At 52.1% G+C, this 18469-nt stretch carries 15 protein-coding genes and 1 riboswitch; of the genes, 1 reads left to right on the top strand and 14 read right to left on the bottom strand.

Going from position 1 to position 18469, the window contains the following annotated elements:
- Positions 1 to 3: 3 nt before the first annotated feature.
- Together sdhA and D889_RS0103185 are read right to left on the bottom strand one after the other, a co-directional pair.
- Positions 4 to 1707: a succinate dehydrogenase flavoprotein subunit gene (gene sdhA, locus D889_RS0103180; RefSeq protein ID WP_428834899.1), complete on the bottom strand. Its 1704-nt coding sequence runs from the start codon at positions 1705 to 1707 to the stop codon at positions 4 to 6.
- Between the two features lie 119 nt (positions 1708 to 1826).
- A complete protein-coding gene (locus D889_RS0103185; RefSeq protein WP_010630382.1) occupies positions 1827 to 2432 on the bottom strand; it encodes a succinate dehydrogenase cytochrome b558 subunit in 606 nt (201 codons plus the stop codon).
- A 214-nt stretch (positions 2433 to 2646) separates the two neighbouring features.
- Here D889_RS0103185 and D889_RS0103190 point away from each other — a divergent pair, with 214 nt between their 5' ends.
- A complete protein-coding gene (locus tag D889_RS0103190) occupies positions 2647 to 3120 on the top strand; it encodes a YslB family protein (protein WP_010630383.1) in 474 nt (157 codons plus the stop codon).
- A gap of 121 nt (positions 3121 to 3241) precedes the next feature.
- Here the strand turns inward: D889_RS0103190 and D889_RS0103195 are convergent, their stop codons facing one another.
- From D889_RS0103195 to pheT, 12 genes are all read right to left on the bottom strand, one after another.
- Entirely contained in the window at positions 3242 to 4036 is a 795-nt protein-coding gene (locus D889_RS0103195; protein ID WP_010630384.1) for an ABC transporter permease subunit, read from the bottom strand.
- 36 nt (positions 4037 to 4072) lie between these two features.
- Complete coding sequence (locus D889_RS0103200) at positions 4073 to 4876, bottom strand: ABC transporter permease subunit (protein WP_010630385.1); 804 nt, start codon at positions 4874 to 4876, stop codon at positions 4073 to 4075.
- Positions 4877 to 4881: 5 nt separating this feature from the next.
- A complete protein-coding gene (locus D889_RS0103205; protein ID WP_010630386.1) occupies positions 4882 to 5763 on the bottom strand; it encodes an ABC transporter ATP-binding protein in 882 nt (293 codons plus the stop codon).
- Positions 5764 to 5840: 77 nt separating this feature from the next.
- The gene (locus D889_RS0103210) at positions 5841 to 6461 is read right to left on the bottom strand and encodes a TetR/AcrR family transcriptional regulator (protein ID WP_010630387.1); all 621 of its coding nucleotides are present in this window, start codon (positions 6459 to 6461) and stop codon (positions 5841 to 5843) included.
- A 380-nt stretch (positions 6462 to 6841) separates the two neighbouring features.
- Positions 6842 to 8074 (bottom strand): aspartate kinase, encoded by a 1233-nt coding sequence (locus D889_RS0103215; RefSeq protein WP_010630388.1) that lies wholly within the window; start codon positions 8072 to 8074, stop codon positions 6842 to 6844.
- A 181-nt stretch (positions 8075 to 8255) separates the two neighbouring features.
- Positions 8256 to 8477, bottom strand: a riboswitch (Lysine riboswitch).
- A 61-nt stretch (positions 8478 to 8538) separates the two neighbouring features.
- Positions 8539 to 10320 (bottom strand): excinuclease ABC subunit UvrC, encoded by a 1782-nt coding sequence (gene uvrC / locus D889_RS0103225; RefSeq protein ID WP_010630389.1) that lies wholly within the window; start codon positions 10318 to 10320, stop codon positions 8539 to 8541.
- A gap of 382 nt (positions 10321 to 10702) precedes the next feature.
- A complete protein-coding gene (trxA, locus tag D889_RS0103230) occupies positions 10703 to 11020 on the bottom strand; it encodes a thioredoxin (protein ID WP_010630390.1) in 318 nt (105 codons plus the stop codon).
- A 92-nt stretch (positions 11021 to 11112) separates the two neighbouring features.
- Positions 11113 to 13473, bottom strand: a complete 2361-nt coding sequence (locus D889_RS0103235; protein ID WP_010630391.1) for an endonuclease MutS2 — start codon at positions 13471 to 13473, stop codon at positions 11113 to 11115.
- A 40-nt stretch (positions 13474 to 13513) separates the two neighbouring features.
- Positions 13514 to 15235 (bottom strand): DNA polymerase/3'-5' exonuclease PolX, encoded by a 1722-nt coding sequence (gene polX / locus D889_RS0103240; protein ID WP_010630392.1) that lies wholly within the window; start codon positions 15233 to 15235, stop codon positions 13514 to 13516.
- A 43-nt stretch (positions 15236 to 15278) separates the two neighbouring features.
- Positions 15279 to 15830 (bottom strand): CvpA family protein, encoded by a 552-nt coding sequence (locus D889_RS0103245; protein WP_010630393.1) that lies wholly within the window; start codon positions 15828 to 15830, stop codon positions 15279 to 15281.
- Entirely contained in the window at positions 15830 to 16078 is a 249-nt protein-coding gene (locus D889_RS0103250; RefSeq protein ID WP_018962136.1) for a hypothetical protein, read from the bottom strand. Before D889_RS0103250 ends, D889_RS0103245 begins: the two co-directional genes overlap by 1 nt.
- Positions 16044 to 18455 (bottom strand): phenylalanine--tRNA ligase subunit beta, encoded by a 2412-nt coding sequence (pheT, locus tag D889_RS0103255; protein WP_010630394.1) that lies wholly within the window; start codon positions 18453 to 18455, stop codon positions 16044 to 16046. Before pheT ends, D889_RS0103250 begins: the two co-directional genes overlap by 35 nt.
- Positions 18456 to 18469 lie beyond the last annotated feature (14 nt).

An 18469-nucleotide genomic window follows, 5' to 3' on the forward strand; every position in this document is an offset into this window, starting at 1 on the left:
CCCTTATTTATCGTGTGTATAATCCCGTTTCCGCGGTTTGATCAGCGAAATATCAACCGGCTCGTACTCAAAATCCGGGCCGTTCGTGTCCGGATTATATTTGGCTTTGGTCGTTTTGAGCCAGTCTTCATCATTACGTTCAGGAAACTCCGGTTTGTAGTGAGCGCCGCGGCTTTCATTACGGTTATATGCGCCAAGGGTGATCACACGGGCCAGTTCCATCATATTCCACAGCTGACGGGTAAATGACGCGCCGCTGTTGCTCCACTTCGAAGTGTCGTTGATATTTATGTGCTTATAGCGCTCCATCAGCTCCTGAATGTGCTGATCCGTCGCAAGCAATGTTTTGTTTTCACGGACCACAGTCACATATTTTGTCATCCATTCGCCAAGTTCTTTATGGAGTACGTAGGCATTCTCATCGCCGTCCATTTCCGTGATGCGGCGGTATCTCTCCTTCTCACGTTCCCGGGCGTCGTCGAACAGCGCCGAAGATTCCTCTTCGCTTGATTTGTCCAGGCCCTTGAGATAACGGACGGCATTCGGTCCGGCGACCATGCCGCCGTAGATTGCCGACAGCAGGGAATTCGCGCCGAGCCGGTTGGCACCGTGATACTGGTAGTCGCACTCACCGCAGGCAAACAGGCCCTTGATATTGGTCATCTGGTCGAAATCCACCCAGAGGCCGCCCATCGAATAGTGCACCGCCGGGAAGACCTTCATCGGCACTTTATGCGGATCTTCGCCGACGAATTTTTCATAGATATCGATAATGCCGCCCAGTTTCACATCCAGCTCATGCGGATCCTTATGCGACAGATCCAGGTACACCATATTTTCACCATTGATCCCCAGATGCTGGTTGACGCAGATATCGAAGATCGCACGAGTAGCTACATCACGGGGTACAAGGTTGCCGTAGGCCGGGTACATTTCTTCAAGAAAATACCACGGTTTGCCGTTTTTATAGGTCCACAGCCGGCCGCCTTCACCACGTGCCGATTCGCTCATCAGCCGAAGCTTGTCCTCGCCCGGAATCGCCGTCGGATGAATCTGGATAAATTCTCCGTTGGCAAAATAGGCACCTTGCTGATAAAGCTCTCCGGCAGCCGAGCCGGTATTGATCATTGAATTGGTTGATTTCCCATAAATCATTCCGAGCCCGCCGGAAGCAACGATCACCGCGTCTGCACGATAGACCTGAATCTCCATAGATTTCAGATCCTGGACGACAATACCGTGACAGACCTTGTCGTCATCAATGACGGCGGAGAGAAATTCCTCATATTCATGCTTGTGAACCAGGCCGTTGACTTCCTGTCGCCGGACCTGCTCATCCAGGGCGTACAGCAGCTGCTGGCCGGTCGTGGCGCCGGCATATGCGGTTCTATGGTACTTTGTCCCGCCGAACTGGCGGAAATCAAGCAGGCCCTCAGGTGTCCGGTTGAACATCACACCCATCCGGTCGAGCAGATGAATGATACCCGGTGCGGCTTCGCACATCGCCTTGACCGGCGGCTGGTTGGCCAGAAAGTCGCCGCCGTAAATCGTGTCGTCCAGATGCTCCCAGGGAGAATCACCTTCGCCTTTTGTGTTTACAGCTCCGTTGATTCCGCCCTGCGCGCAGACAGAATGGGACCGCTTCACAGGAACCACCGAGAACAGATCAACTTCCACGCCGGCTTCTGCGGCTTTTATCGCGGACATCAGTCCGGCAAGTCCGCCGCCGACGATAATAATTTTACCTTTGCCCAAATGGATTCACTCCTTTTCCTGCTGTCTCTGCGCTTATGATTCTTTTGAGCCTGTCTTCTTTCAGCGCTTCATCAGATAAATGCAAACAGTGCACGAATGCCGACATAACTGAGCAATACAAAAATAACGAGAGATACATAGGTTCCGATTCTCTGAGATTTCGGCGATACCAGGATGCCCCAGTGAACGCAGAAAGCCCAGAGGCCATTTGAAAAGTGGTAGACGGCACAGAGGATACCGACAAGGTAAAAGATCACGATCCCCGGATTGCTCAGTGCGTGAACCATCAGCTCATAGTTGAGCGGCGTACCAAGCGCCATCGCGATTCGTGTCTGCCACAAATGCCAGGCCAGAAAAATAACAAGAAAAAGTCCGGAAAACCGTTGAAACACAAACATCCAGTTCCTGAAAAAGCTGAAATTTCCGACATTGTTCTTTGCAGTAAACGCAATATACACCCCGAACACTGCATGGAACAGAATCGGCAGATAGATCATGATCAACTCCAGGAAAAGCAAATAAGGCAGGCTCTCCATCGCGGATGCCGCATGATTGAATGCATCTGCTCCCTTTGTCGCCTGATAGTTGACCGTCAGGTGTACAATCAGGAACAATCCAATCGGGATCACACCCAGAAGCGAGTGCAATCGGTGCAGCCCGTATTCATGATCTTCCATGGTACGTCTCCTCCTCCGGCTGAAATGACAGCGCTTTATATTTTTGATTTTAAAAAATCCGGGCAACTGTCATAAGTAATTTTATGGCTGTTATCCAACACAATCAATTGTAACGCCCGATATTTTTGCCGTCAATTTTACCGAATATGGCAATTTCATGTTATGATAGTGAACCGAAAGAAAAAAAGATATAATAGTCCCTGGAGGGATACAGATGTCAAAAAAAGAAATCATTCCGGGACCTGAGCAATTCGGAGATGCCAGCGTCCCGGCCTTCGGCTACGAGCTGCTCAGGAACCAGCTGCTACCGGAACTTCTGGGAAAAGAAACCGCATCAATCCTTTACTGGGCCGGCCGGAAACTGGCCAGGAATTATCCCGCCCGGAGCGAGGAAGAGATCGAGCAGTTCTTCGCCCATGCCGGCTGGGGGGAATTGAAACTGACTGAAAGCAAAAAAACAAAAATGGTTTTTGAATGCCATTCTTCACTCATAGAATCCCGAATCAAGGATCATCCGAATACCGTTCTGTTTACGATGGAAGCTGGTTTTCTCGCTGAACAGATCCAGAAAATCCATGGCTTTATCGCCGAATCCTATACCGACATCCGCACCGGCAGGGATAAAAAAGTGATTTTCTCGGTCGAGTGGGATGCCAGGGATCCTGTTCAAACGGCTTCACGGACTTGATCAAAGATTTACATAGCACAATAAAGAAAATAATCAGTGCCGGGCAGTTCGCTGCACCGGCACTTTGACGATCTATTGCTGATAAATGGAAGCTTGATCCGGTCCGTATCCCCTGGTGCCCTCAGATGCTCAGATCACGTTTCGTGTAAAAATAATATGCGGCGGCAGCAAACAGCCCGGCAAGAGCAAGCGAGAGGATCACCGGCCAGGCACCGATCCCCTCACCGCGGACAATATCGGCCGCATCAAAGTACTTAAACGGCGAAAGGATGTTCAGCACATTAAGATGCGTGGTGATGTCCGTAACCTTGGCAATGATATAGGCGCCGAATAAAACGGAAGTCGCCACGGCCCCTGATGCTTTTGAATGCCGCAGTACCGCGGCAAGCAGTGCCCCAAGCGAAAGAAAAACCAGCTGAACGACGAGCAGCGTGACGCAGAACAGGATAATCTCACCGGTAATATCCTTTCCTTTATTATATGCGGCAACAAAGAAAACCGATGAGAGCAGCGTGACAAGATTAAGAAGGATCAGATTGACCAGTGCCGCCAGCAGTTTTGCCGTGATGACGCGGGCACGTGATATCGGCTTCACCATCAGGAATTCCGTCGTCTTATCACGTTCCTCTTTGGCAATAATCGTACTCCCCAGCAATGCGGCGTGGACGGCAACCGCAAGCTCAATATAAGAAAACAGGAAAGCATAAAAGCCGCTCATCGACGCGACATCAAATGACCCCATACCGAAAACCGCCCGAATCGTATGCGGCAGCGCCATCAGTGCGGCACTGGCCGCGCCCCCGGAAGAGTACGTGGTATATTTGCTCATCCCGCTCAGCACGCCGATCACCATGCAGATACTCCAGATGATCAGCGCTTTGCGATTTGCCTTAAGTTCCCTGAAAAACAGATTCATGTGCTCTACCTCCCTGTTATCCGGATTCCGTGGCAGTCAGCTTACCGCATGGATATCTTTTTTTGAATAAACAATATAAGTGACAAGAACCGCCGCTACCACAATTCCCGCCGCCGTGATCAGATAAGGTGCTTCATAGGCGGAATGACGAATAATGTAAGCCGAGTTAAAATAATTGAACGGTGAAAAATAGCGGACCGCCGGATCGTTCTTCCCCGAATTGATCAGAGCACCGATCAGATAGAAACCGATAACCACACCGAGCGAGAGCGGCAGCACGGTTTTGAGCTTGCCGAATAGAACGGACAAAGCCATGCCGACGGCAAAGAAAATCAGCTGAATGAACAGCAGCGTTAAATTGATCAGGAAAAAGACTTTTCCGTCGAAATTATCTGTTTTTACCCCATTGGCGATAAGGATTGCCGCAGCATAAAAGATCCAGTAAGTGGCAAGAATCGCCGTCAGCGAGGCAAAGAGTTTGGCTGTGACGATCGCCGGCCGCGAAACCGGCTTGACGAGCAAAAAATCAGCCGTCTGTTCACGCGATTCCTTGGAGAGGACGGAGAGGCCAAGATTCATGCCCTGAATCGCACCGCACAGGACAATAAAGGAAAAAATCATCGAGTAGAAGCCCAGAATGGAGGTGATGTAACTCAGGTTGATGCCCAGCATCGCCCGGATCTGCGGCGGATAATTGGCAAGAAGCCGGACGAAGTCTTTTGCGTCATGTGCCATTCCGGGATAAATGGATAAGTACATTACAGCCAGCCCGATCAGCACCACGGTCCAGAGCATCGTCGATTTTCTCAGAGCTTTCAGCTCATGCACGTACATATTCATGACAGTCAGCGCTCCTTTTCATAATAGTGCAGGAAAATTTCTTCAAGATCGGGTTCGCCGACCGACAGGTTAATCAGGTCGAGCCCGGCGATTTTTCGGATCACCGCATTGATGTCTCCTCTGAAAATAAAACTTGCCTCATTGTCCCTGACTTTCAGATCGCCGACACCGTCGATCTGGAAAATGTTTTTGTCGAGTCGGTTTCTCGCTTCCACATGAATCCGCTTATAATTGTTTTCCCGAAGTGTCCGGACCTTCTCGACCTGAATAATTCTCCCTTCCTTAATGAAGGCCACGCGGTCGCACATACGCTGCACTTCGGTCAGGATGTGCGATGAGAAAAAGACGGTGGCGCCTTTCTTGTTTTCCTCACGGATCAGTTCGAAAAACTTCTGCTGCATCAGCGGATCAAGCCCGCCGGTCGGCTCATCAAGAATAATCAGTTGCGGATCATGGAGGAGTCCCTGGACAATCCCGACTTTCTTCCTGTTGCCGTAGGAGAGGTCGGCAATCTTCCTTTTCAGGTCAAGATTCATCGCATCGGCCAGTTCATGAATTCGCCTGGTACAATCCTTTTTATAAAAGCTTGCGGAATACTTCAACAGATCGATAACCCGCATTTTTTCGTAGTAAAAAACCTCTGATGGCAGATAGCCCAGTTCTTTCCGGACTTCCGGATGGTCAAAGCAGCTCTTGCCGAAGATCGTTGCCGATCCGCTCGTCGGATGAATCAGCCCGAGCAGCGTCCGGATCGTCGTCGATTTTCCGGCCCCGTTCGGACCGATGAACCCGAAAATCTCTCCCTGTTCGACGTTCAGATTAACATCGTTAATCCCTCTGGATTTTCCGTAATTTTTCGTCAGGTGTTTCAGTTCAATCACGTTCATAATCGAGGTCCCTCCCGCATTTTTACTTAGTTGCTTTTTGAAACCGGCCTTTTGCTCAGGACAATCTCAGGCAATCGTCATGACTGATAACATGCTTTCTTCAGCAGATTCAGGCAGTCCATGAATTCTGTATAAAAGGCATCAAAATCAGGGTCTGCATCGGAAGTCAGATCGTTGAAATAGCCTTCAGACATCCAGATCAGCATTTTCAGTATCAGTTTCGGATCAATGCCTTCTTTAAATTTGGACGTGTCCATGCCTTCGAAAACCATTTTTTCACGGAAAGCGGATGCCTCTTTGCCGGCGATGATCGCATGCACTTCCGGCTTAACCTCATCGGCCGTCTCGTTCATCACACTGCTCAGAAAAGGAAGGACACCGGGCCGTTTCCGGAGCACATCGAACTTGATCTCGGCGGCCATGCGGATACGTTCAAAAAAATCGGTGTTGTTTCTGTTCAGCTTTTCACTGACTTCAGTCATGACTGTCTCGCCGCACAGCTGAATCAAATAAAGGTAAAGTGCTTTTTTGTTTCCGAAGTAGTGAAAAATCATCGCCTTTGAAATCCCGGCTGCCTCAGCGATATCTTTTGCCGATGTTTTTTTATAGCCATTTGATCCGAATGCGTTCAACGCCGCATCAATAATTTTGTTCTGTTTTTCCACCGGAATTTTATGAAAATGATCCAGTCCTTCCATCAAATCGCCTCCTTATCAATTTCGACCGATTCGGTTTACATTGAGAGTATATTGCTATCAACCGATTCGGTCAATAGCAGAGTAAAAAAAATTGTTGCTCTCCGTCCGATTGCGGCCAGGAAAGCGCAAAAACTGCTCGGGTGTCTAAACCCAGAGCAGTTTTAGAAACAGTCTGTAAAAAGATGTGCAGTATTTTACATAGAGCTTGTTGAAAGACGCTGTTAAACGTGTCGGTTGTATTTCGCTGCAGACGCTCGCTTTCCGCGGGCGATCCGCGAGCTTTTCCCGCAGGAACCTCGCGCCTTCCGCTCAGAACAACACAGTATAAAACAACAGTAAACGTGAACAGAGCTTTTTGAAAAGGAGTGATTGACAATTCTTTAGAGTCTGACGGATTCCTCTTCGGTCAGACGGAACGTGTCGTGCAGCGTTTCGAGTGCTTCCTGCAGCTTGTCCTCGTCAATAATCGTCGACACTTTTATCTCAGAAGTGCTGATCATTTTCACTTTGATCCCCTTCTCCGCCAGCGCATGGAACATCTGAGCCGCTACCCCGGGATTCGAGGCCATGCCGGAACCGACAATCGACACTTTGGCAAGACCGGATTCATGGATCAGGTGCTGAAAATGCAGAGCCTTTTCCTGTGTCTTCAGCACATCCAACGTTTCGTTCAGCAGATCGCGGTCGACGGTGAACGACAGGCTGGTCTTTTCCTGATCGAGCACATTCTGAACAATGACATCAATATTGATATGTTTGGCGGCAATCGCGTCGAATACCTTTGAAACCGCGCAGACGCTGTTCGGCAGGCCAAGCAAGGTTACTTTGGTGACATTTTTCTCAAATGCGAGCCCGCGAACGCTCTTTGACTTCTCCATAAAAACTTCCTCCTTAATCACCGTACCCTCTTCATCGGAAAAAGAGGAGCGAACAACCAGCTCGATATGATTATTCTTTGCATATTCAACGGCACGCGGATGAAGGACACCGGCACCGAGATAGGCCATTTCAAGCATTTCGTCATAGCTGATCTCTTTAAGTTTGCGTGCATTAACCACATAACGCGGATCCGTGGTAAAGACGCCGGTGACATCCGTGTAGATCTCGCATTTTGCCGCACCAAAAGCAGCAGCCAGCGCCACGGCAGAGGTATCTGAGCCGCCGCGGCCGAGTGTCGTGATCTCTCCGATTTCCGTGACGCCCTGAAAACCGGCAACAATCACAATCGTCCCTTTTTTCAGATGAGGTCGGATCAGCGATGTATCAATGGCACCGATCCGCGCACTTTCATGAACATCTTCCGTTTTAATACCCGCCTGCCAGCCGGTAAAGGAGATCGCATCGTACCCGCGCTGGATCAGAACCATCGACAGGAGTGCAATGGTGACCTGCTCACCGGTCGAAAGCAGGACATCCATCTCACGCTTCGACGGCCTGTCCGAAATTTCGCCAGCCATCCGGACAAGCTCGTCGGTTGTCTTCCCCATGGCGGAGACAACAACGATCAGCTGATCGCCGGTCTTCTTCTGTTTGATAATCCTGTCTGCAACTTTCTGAAGCCGTTCCACATTTGCCACTGATGTTCCGCCAAACTTCATCACTGTTAAAGCCACTCTCTACTCGCTCCTTTAAATTAGGCAGCAGTTCTACTGCCGCTTTCTCCCGCTCTCCCGCATCCTCTCTGAACGATTCGCCGGGATGATCTTTTGAAAAGAGCTGCACTTTCACGAAGATCTTCAGTGACAAAAAGAACAGCAGGGATCCCCGCTGTTGAATCGATACTCTTTTTCAACATGCTGAGATAGTTCTCCACCCGGACACGGATTTCCGGCATGTTTCATAACCGGTCGTCATCATTTATGTCCGTGTGACAGCCCTGCACTTGTTCAGTGCAGTTCCAGCCCGGCAACGTGATGATCCGTTCCCCGCTTCGGCAGCGTCCCCTTTGAGCTGTGATCGCCGAAGGTCATCCTTCTCACACAGCCTACTGATGAATACTGCTCCTCTATCACTTCAGATTTTTGAAAAGTTTAATTTATGCAAATTATAGCAGAGCTGCTCTCCGGTGACAATGCCTTCAGTCCGGCGTCTTCAAATATTTCTGTACCGACTCGGCGACATGCTGCGGCAGGCCGGCATCTCTCAGGTCGGCGCTGCTGGCTTCGCGAATCTTTTTGACCGAACCGAACTTGCGCAGCAGAGCCATTTTCCGCTGGCGGCCGATGCCCGGAATATCATCAAGCACGGAATGAAGCATTTCTTTTCCATGAACCTGTCTGTGAAAAGTGATCGCAAACCGGTGCACTTCATCCTGAATGCGCTGCAGCAGATAAAAGGCCTGGCTGTTCCTTGCCAGCGGGACAAAAACCGGCGGCTCTCCGGCAACAAGCTGTGCCGTCCGGTGCTTGTCGTCCTTGGCCAGCCCGCATACCGGAATATAAAGACCGAATTCATTTTCCAGCACGTCAATGGCAGCCGACAGCTGACCCTTACCGCCGTCAATCAGGATCAGGTCGGGCAGAACCGCGCCTTCCCGCAGCAACCGGGAATAGCGCCTGCGGATGACCTCTTTCATCGTCGCAAAATCATCCGGGCCGCTGACCGTCTTGACACGGTATTTCCGGTAGTCGCTCTTCTTCGGCCGCCCGTCTTCGAAAACAACCATCGCCGACACTGGATCGGCCCCCTGAATATTCGAATTATCAAAGGTCTCGATCCGGCGCGGTGCCGGCATATCCAGAGCTACGCCAAGCTGTTCGACGGCACCGATCGTGCGCTTTTCATCCCGTTCAATCAGCGCGAATTTCTCTTTCAGCGCAATCTGACCGTTTTTGACCGCCATATTGACCAGGTCTTTTTTCCGCCCGCGTTGCGGCTGAAGCACCGTCACACCAAGCATTTGCCCGGCAAGTCCGGCATCGGCGCGCTCCGGCAGCAGCACTTCTTTCGGCTTGATATGATTGCGATGCGAATAGAACTGTCCGATGAACGTCAGGAAGTCTTCTTCCGGCTCCTGATAAAAAGGAAATAGTGAAACGGCGCGTTCGATCAGTTTCCCCTGCCGCATGAAGAAGACCTGGACGCACATCCAGCCTTTGTCAAAGGCATAGCCGAAAACATCACAGTCATCCAGATCGTTAAAAATGATTTTCTGTTTCTCCATGATTGTCTCGATGCTGCGGATCTGATCGCGGTATTCCTTCGCCTTTTCAAAATGGAGCTGTTCCGATGCTTTAAGCATCTTTTCCTTGAGTTCCCGTTTCACATCCTGATAGCCGCCGTTCAGAAAATGGCTGATATCGTCGGTCATCTTCTGATAAACCTCCGGCGCAATCACGTTGACGCAGGGCGCCAGGCACTGGCCGATATGATAGTAAAGGCAGACGCGGTGCGGGAGTGTGCGGCACTTTCGCAGCGGATAGAGCCGGTCGAGCAGTCGTTTTGTTTCGTTCGCCGCCGTCACGTTCGGGTACGGGCCGAAGTATTTCCCGCTTTTTCGGTTAACTTTCCGGGTAATGATCAGGCGCGGATATTTTTCTTTCGTCAGTTTGATATACGGATAACTTTTGTCATCCTTCAGCATGATATTGTATCTGGGTTCAAACTTTTTAATCAGATTGATCTCGAGCAGCAGGGATTCAATTTCCGAAGAAACAACGATGTATTCGAAATCCGCAATATCGGCGACCAGGCGTTGCGTTTTCGCATCGTGCGAACCGCTGAAATAAGAATGCACACGGTTGAATAAGTTCTTCGCCTTGCCGACGTAAATAATTTCACCCTGGCTGTTCTTCATCTGGTAGCAGCCCGGCTGTTTCGGGAGCAGGCTGAGTTTCTCTTTGATTTTCTGGTTAACCATAAACTTTTCACCTTTTGCAAAATCTGTCTGACGTATCGAAAGGAGCGAACAGACTGTCTCATTTCATTATCAACAAAAAGACGGAAACAATCAAATGTCCGGGGTTTTGTCTCGCTGAGTCCCGCACCTTCCGTTCCAAACAATCTTTTCAAAAAAAGGCTCTGTTCACATTTACTGTTGCTTTATGCAGTGTTGTTCTGAGCGGAAGGCGCGAGACTCCTGCGGGATCAGTGAGCCAGGTGAGACCCCGCACGAGGAGGCTCACGGATCGCCCGTGAAAAGCGAGCGCCTGCAGCGAAAAACAACAGACAAGTTTAACATCGCCAAAAAAAGAAGCTGCCCCGTTTCAGGAAGCAGCCTCTTTTCAGATCAAATTGTCGAATCAGCCGACATGTTCATTGATGCGGTCGAGCAATGCCTCTTTTGGCGTGAAGCCGACGATCTTATCGGCGATTTCGCCATCCTTGAACAGGAACATTGTCGGAATGCTCATGACACCGAATTTGCTGGCGGTCGCATGATTTTCCTCCACATCAAGTTTGACGATTTTCAGCTTATCTTTTAATTCGGAATCCACTTCTTCGAGAACCGGAGCCATCATCTTGCATGGTCCGCACCATGTTGCCCAGAAATCGGCAAGCACAAGTCCCTTCGATGTTTCATCCGCAAAATTTGCATCGTTTACCTGACTGATAGCCATTATGAGTAAACCTCCTTAATTGGTTCTTGCATCATCCTGAGAAACAGTATAGCATCTCCGGTTCTGAGATGCCATTTCCCTGCCTGAAAAGGTCATTTGAAGTCGACAACGGTAACGCCGCTTCCCCCTTCGCCCTGATTGCCGAGCCGCGAGCTTTTGACATTCGGATGACGCTCGATCAATTTGGTCACGCCCTTGCGCAGGGCACCGGTACCCTTCCCGTGGATGATCGACACGCGCGGATAACCGGCGAGCATGGCTTCATCCAGATATTTTTCCACTTTCAGCATGGCATCCTCATACCGGTCGCCGCGCAGATCCAGTTCCGGACGGACCGTCTCTCCGGACGTCCGGACATTGACAACCGGTCGGGTTTTCTTTTCTTCTTTAACCAGTTTCAGGTCCGAATCCTGAACATTCATTTTCAGTACACCGGCCTGAACCAGATATTCATGATCATTGATTTTATCAACAATGTACCCATCCTGGCCGAAGCTCGTCATCCGGACATGATCCCCGGATTTGAAGCCGGCAGGCATCTTTTTCGGTACCTGAATCCGGTGCTTTATTTTCCGCGAGTCTGTGCTTTCCAGCGCATCAAGGGCGTGCGACAGCCGTGTTTTCGCGTCGATCAGCTGATGTTCCTTCACATTGCCGCTGTTTTTATAGTGGTGCAGGGCCGCGATAATCTCGTCAGCTTCCTGTCTTGCCTTTTTCACCGCACGTTCTGCTTTTTCCTTCGCCTGAATAAGAATCTGTTCTTTGTTCCGCTCCAGATCGTTCAGTTTCTTCGTCAGCTCTGCTTCCCGTGCTTGAGCGTCATGTTTCAGTTTCCGGGCGTTTTCCTCTTCGGTTTCAGCCGCCTTCCGGTTCTGTTCCAGAGACGCAATCATCTTATCGATCTGGTTCGTCTCATGGCTGATCTGCAGACGGGCCTCATCGATGATTTCTTCAGGCAAACCGAGCTTCTTCGAGATTTCAAACGCGTTGCTGCGTCCGGGAATGCCAAGCAGCAGCCGGTATGTCGGACTGAGCGTTTCAACGTCAAATTCGACGCTGGCATTCATGACACCGGGCCGTTCATAGGCGTAGGCTTTGAGTTCGCTGTAATGGGTCGTGCAGACGATCGTCGCGCCGCGTCCGTAAACCGTATCCAGAATGGCAATCGACAGCGCGGCGCCTTCCTGGGGATCCGTCCCCGCTCCAAGCTCGTCGAAAAGCACCAGGCTCTGGTCGTCAACCTGGCCAAGAATTCCGACGATGTTGGTCATATGTGAGGAAAATGTGCTCAGGCTCTGCTCAATCGACTGCTCGTCCCCAATATCGGCGAACACCTTCTTGAACACACTGACTTCCGAGCCCTCTTCCGCGGGGATCTGCAAGCCGGACTGAGCCATCAGCGTGAGCAGACCGGTTGTTTTCAGTGAAACGGTTTTTCCACCGGTGTTCGGTCCGGTGATGATCAGGGCGTGCGTCTGTTCATCGAAAAGGACATCGATCGGCACCACCCGGTCGGGACTGATCAGCGGATGGCGTGCCCTTTTCAGCCGGATCACCCCGCGGTCATTCAGCCGCGGCCGGGATGCTTTCATCTGATGCCCGTAGGATGCTTTGGCAAAGATGAAATCCAGCTGAGCCAGTCCGGCAACCGAGTCCAGCAGTCCGTCGGCATATTCTGCCGTCTTCTCGGAAAGGACGCGTAAAATGCGTTCCACTTCGTGCCGTTCTTTCGCCCTTGCTTCACTCAGCTGATTGTTCAGGTCGACGATCGACTGGGGTTCGATAAACAGCGTGGCTCCGGAAGCCGATTGATCATGAACAATGCCCCCGAACGCCCCGCGGTATTCCTGCTTCACGGGAATGACCTGGCGATCGTTGCGGATCGTGATGATCGCCTCGGACAGCATCTTTCCACTTGAATGTACGATATTCTCCAGCTTTTGTTTCACCCGGCTGTCGAAGGTCCGGATCTGGCCGCGGATGTGGCGCAGCGTCGTGCTGGCCGAGTCCATCACGCCGCCCTGATCGTCGATCGCGCTGCGAATCTCCCGTTCCAGGCCACCGGGCACTGTCATATGCTCAACCAGCCCGGTCAGAATCGGAAGATCCAGTTCCTGATCCTCAGCCAGATCGAGAATAAAGGACTTCATCAGCCGGATGCCGCGTATGGTGTCGGCAATGTCGATCAGTTCCTTCGCCAGCAGCATGCTGCCGATTTTCGTGCGCTTCAGCGCCGGACGGATGTCCGTAATCCCGCCGAACGGGATTGACCCTTTAAGCCTCAGTACAGTTGCCCCTTCGTCGGTTTCTTCCTGAAGATTTCTGACCGCTTCAAGAGTTTCCGCCGGCTGCAGCTGCTCAATTCGGCGCTTACCCAGCGAAGACGCTGTATAGTGCATCAGCTGCTGCTTGATTTTACTGTATTCCAATGCCTTCAGTGCATGGTCGTTCATAACTTTTATCACCCTCATCAAAGCGGCCTTTTTCCGTTCATCAGCCGGGCTGCTTCCCTGCCTTGATAAAATCGGAAAACTGCGCCGCACTCATCGTATTGATCACCGACTCCGGCCGGATCCAGCCACGTACTGCCGTCTGCACACCAAGAGCCATGTCTTCCATCATCTTTTTCGAGTGGCTGTCGGTATCGATGGCAATTTTCACGCCGGCCTGCTGGGCTTTTCGGACCCATTTTGCCGACAGATCAAGCCGGTTTCGGTTGCTGTTTAATTCCAGTGCTGTGCCGGTTTCCTTCGCCAGGCGAATCAGCGCATCCACGTCCACCGGATAGCCCCGCCGTCTCCCAAGCAGACGTCCGGTCGGATGGGCAATCAGCCGCACAAAGGGATTCCTGCAGGCATTGGCGAGCCGCTTCATGATCTGCTTCTTACTCTGGGAAAAAGAGGAGTGGATCGATGCGATCACAAAGTCAAGCTGTTTCAGAATTTCATCACTATAATCGAGCGATCCGTCCGGCAGAATGTCCATTTCCACTCCGGAATAGAGTGTAAAATCAGTAAACCGCGCATTGACACTGGCTACCTCGTCCAGCTGCCGAAGCAGACGGTCTTCCGAAAGGCCCGTTGCCACACGCAGCGATTTTGAATGGTCGGTCAGGCAGGCATACGCATAGCCTCTGGCTTCCATTGCCTCTGCCATCGCCTGAATCGTCTCATTCCCGTCGCTCCAGGTAGAATGCATGTGCAGATCGCCCTTAATATCCGAGAGACGGATCAGTCCGAGCGGTGCCTCCATGGCCCGCTCGACTTCATCCGTGCCCTCGCGTACTTCCGGGGGAATGTCGTTTAACCCAAGGTGATGATAGAACGCCGCTTCGCTGGAAAACGTCAGCACCGGTCCCTGTACCGGGGTTACGCCGTACTCGCTGATCTTCTCCCCGTGTTCTTTGGCCAGATGCCTGAGCAGAATATTGTGGTCCCTGGACCCGGTAAAGTGATGAAGCATCATGATGAAGTCCGCTGCCGAGGTAAATCTGAAATCAACGGAGACGCCGTAAGTATCCGGAAGCACGACCGTCATTTTGGCTTCGCCCTGACCGGTCACTTCTCTAACGTTAAGGCGCTCTCTGATCTGGCCTGAAACGCCTTCCGGATCCGCCGTCTCAATCACAAAATCCAGGTCTTTCATGGATTCCCTGGCACGCCGCAGACTGCCGGCACGAGAGAAGCGGACGATCCCCGGAATAGTGACCAGTACTTTCTCAATCGACTCGGCCAGACCGACCATGTAGGCAATGGGCAGTTCTGCCGGCCGCTGGTTCAATTTCTGTACCGCTTCGAGCAATTTTTCTTCTGTTTTCTCGCCGAATCCCGGAAGTGCCCGGACTTTTCCGGATTGACATGCCTGGATGAGCGAGGCCGTATCCGTGACGTTCAGTTCACGATACAGGCGGCCGATTTTCTTACCGCCGAGCCCCTGGATCTTCACCAGTTCCAGGAGACTTGCAGGGACTTCCTGTTTCAGTGTATTCAGCACGGAAGACTCACCGGTCGCGATCAGTTCCCTGATGACATCGCCTGTTCCCTTGCCGATCCCTTTGATTTTGCTGAAGTCATCGATCCCGCCGATCGACCGTTCATCGGTTTCCAGAGCCTGTCCGGCGCGGCGGTAAGCAGTAATTTTAAACGGATTCTCTCCCTGTATTTCCAGATACAGGGCAATACGATCGAGAACATCAATGACCTGCTTCTTATCCACACGACTCACTCTTTTCCAACTGAAAAGTGACGCTGAATCCTTTTTACCGGGAAACGGAGCCGATCAGCCCGGCCCACAGACTTTGCAGCGTTTTCGAGAATCCCGGCGTATGTCCGATAATCGCCTGAGCCAGCGACGACCCATGGATCGACGACTGCACCCAGCTGATCGGCGTTAAGGCACCAACAAACAGCAGGATGAAGACAATCAGGTACAGTTCGGCAAAACCGAACAGGCCCCCCGTCAGATGATTGACGGAACGGAGAATCGGCAGTTCCGCCAGAAAATCGAGCATATGTCCGATAATCGTTAAAATAATTTTTGTCGCCAGAAAAAGGATCAGAAAAGCGATGGCCTGATAATAAGCCGACTGCAGATCCGTCGTGCCAAGAAAACTGAACGTCCCGCTGTTTGCGGCCGACGTCGGAAACGGAATCCAGAGTCTGACCGTCGGCGCCAGCTGCCTGTAATACAGAAAAGCAACGATATATGCGATGATGAATCCCGCCAGATGAACGAGCTGGAGCACCAGCCCGCGCCGGAACCCCATAAAGAATCCCGAAGCAAGAAGGATCAGTATAATCAGATTGAGCATCATGTTAACACCAGCTTTCGATAATCATTCACTGCTCTAATCATATCAAAAACCTGATGGTAAATGAAGTGAGCGCAGAGGGAGCTGTGGCGCGCAGCAGTTTTTTGCTGAAGACCGAAAACTTCACTGCGAAGACCGATAAACTTGTCCGGGCCCACTTTTGCAAAAAAAAAGAGAACGGGCCGGAGCCTGTCCTCTTCAATCCATTCAGTTTCAGCCGCGCAGTTCGGCCCCGCATTCTTCTTCACACGCTTTGAGAATCCGGTCATGGACCGCATTAACCTCGTCATCGGTCAGCGTGCGTTCCGGATCAAAGTAAGTGAGCGAGAAAGCCATCGACTTCTCGTCTTTGGCCACATGTCCGCCTTCATAGACGTCGAACAGGCGGACAGACTGAAGCAGCGGTGCACCGTTTTTCTGAATCACATGGTACAGATCTGCAGCAGGGACCGTCCGTTTGACCACCAGTGCAATATCCCGGGCGGTCGACGGGAAGCGCGGCAGCCCGCTGTAGACAATTTCCGGCTGCTTCCCGCGCAGCAGCGGTTCGATCGCGATTTCGAAAACAAAGGTCGGATTCAGCTCTTCCTTTTTCAGCACGGCCGGATGGAGGGCACCGACATAGCCGATGACCTTGCCGTCCAGGAAGACGTCCGCCGTCTGTCCCGGATGCAGGCCTTCCCTTTTTGCCGGACGATAGTCGATCCGGTCCGAAAGCGCCAGCGCGTCGAACAGGTTCTCCAGAATCCCCTTTGCCGTAAAGAAATCAACCGGCTGCGGTTCGCCTTCCCAGTTGCGTTCTGTCCGGTTTCCGGTGATTGCGCCGGCAAGGTGCTCCTCTTCATCCGGACGCGGATCTCCTGATTTGGGAAGAAAAACTTTTCCGATTTCATAGAATGCGACATCTGTCATCTGCCGGTTCAGATGATAGCCGACTGCATTGATCAGCTGCGGTACGATACTTTCCCGCAGCACTGCGTGCTCTTCACTCATCGGCCAGATGACCCGTGTCGGCCTGCGATCCGTATCATGGATGGTATAGGCTGCGGCATTTTCGTCTGTCGTCAGTGAATAGGTGAATGCCTGGTTCAGCCCGCAGTCCTCCATCAGCTGTTCCGTCCGCCGCATCAGTTTCTGGTACGGAGTCAGGCTTGCCTTGATCGCTTCGCCTTCCGGCAGTGTTGCCGGCAGGTTATTGTAGCCGTAGATCCGTCCGACTTCTTCAACCAGATCTTCAGGAATCGACACATCGAAGCGTCGTGTCGGAACGCTGACATGAAGCGTATCGCCCTCAATCGCGGCAGTGAACCCAAGCCGTTTCAGAATCCCGCTGATCTGTTCCGGCGGCAGCCCGGCACCGAGCACCCGGTTGATCTTCTGCCAGGGCATGGTAATCGTCTGCTCCGCCACAGTCTGCGGTCCTTGCCCGACGATGCCCCTAAGAACCTTAGCGGATGCATATTTCGTCAGCAGCTCGGCCGCACGATCCGATGCCGCCGCGACGCGGTTGCGGTCGACCCCTTTTTCATAGCGGCTGCTCGCTGACGTCCGCATCTGCAGGTGCAGCGCCGCCTTCCGGATCGTCATCGGGTCAAAAATGGCCGATTCAAGCAGCACCGTATGTGTGTCTGCAGTTACTTCAGAACTCTCTCCGCCCATGACCCCGGCGACGGCTTCCGCTTTCTTTCCATTGGTAATGACGACATCCGTCGGTTCAAGCTTTCTCTGCTGCTTGTCCAGCGTTTCAATCGTCTCGTTCTCACCGGCGAAGCGGACCAGCACGTGATTCGAACCAAAGGCATCAAAATCGAAGGTGTGCAGCGGCTGGCCGTACTCCAGCATGACGTAGTTGGAAATATCGACCACGTTGCTGATCGGCCGGATACCGGCGGCGATCAGGCGCAGCTGCATCCAGCGCGGCGACGGGCCTACCTGAATGCCCTTGATCAGCCGGGCCCCGTAGTAGGGCACCTTGTCACCGGCATCGACCGCCACACTGATGGCATCTGCTGCCGCCTCATCCGTTTCATGCGGATCAGGCACCGGAATATGGACAGGCCGGTTCAGCACCGCGCCCACTTCGTAAGCAACGCCGATCATATTCATACAGTGCGCACTGCTGACAAGAATATCCAGATCGAGAATCGCATCGTCCAGGTTGAGATACGGCAGCGCATCCGCACCGACCGGCACCTCGTCGTCAAACACATAGATTCCGTCTTCATACGGTGCCAGCGCCTTATCGACACCCAGTTCGCTCAGCGCGCAGATCATCCCGTTCGACTCTTCGCCGCGGAACTTCGTGCGCTTGATCGATACATGGCCGGCGATCCGGGCACCGTTTGTCGCCACAGGCACCTTCTGCCCGGCGGCGACGTTCGGGGCGCCGCAGACAATCTGCACCGTCTCTGAACCGAGATCGACCTGACACAGGTGCAGGTGATCGGATTCCGGATGCGGCTCGCACGTTAAAATTTTCCCGACGACAATGTTCTTGAGCCCTTCTCCGGGATACGTCAGATGTTCTACTTCAATTCCGGAGTTGGTGATCCGGTCGGCCAGCGCTTCCGGCGTCACCCCGTCCAGATCGACAAAATCTTTTAACCACTTATAAGAAACCAGCATTGTCTCTCTCTCCC

This window comes from Sporolactobacillus vineae DSM 21990 = SL153 (assembly GCF_000377985.1).
In the GTDB taxonomy this organism is placed as follows: Bacteria; Bacillota; Bacilli; order Bacillales; family Sporolactobacillaceae; genus Sporolactobacillus; species Sporolactobacillus vineae.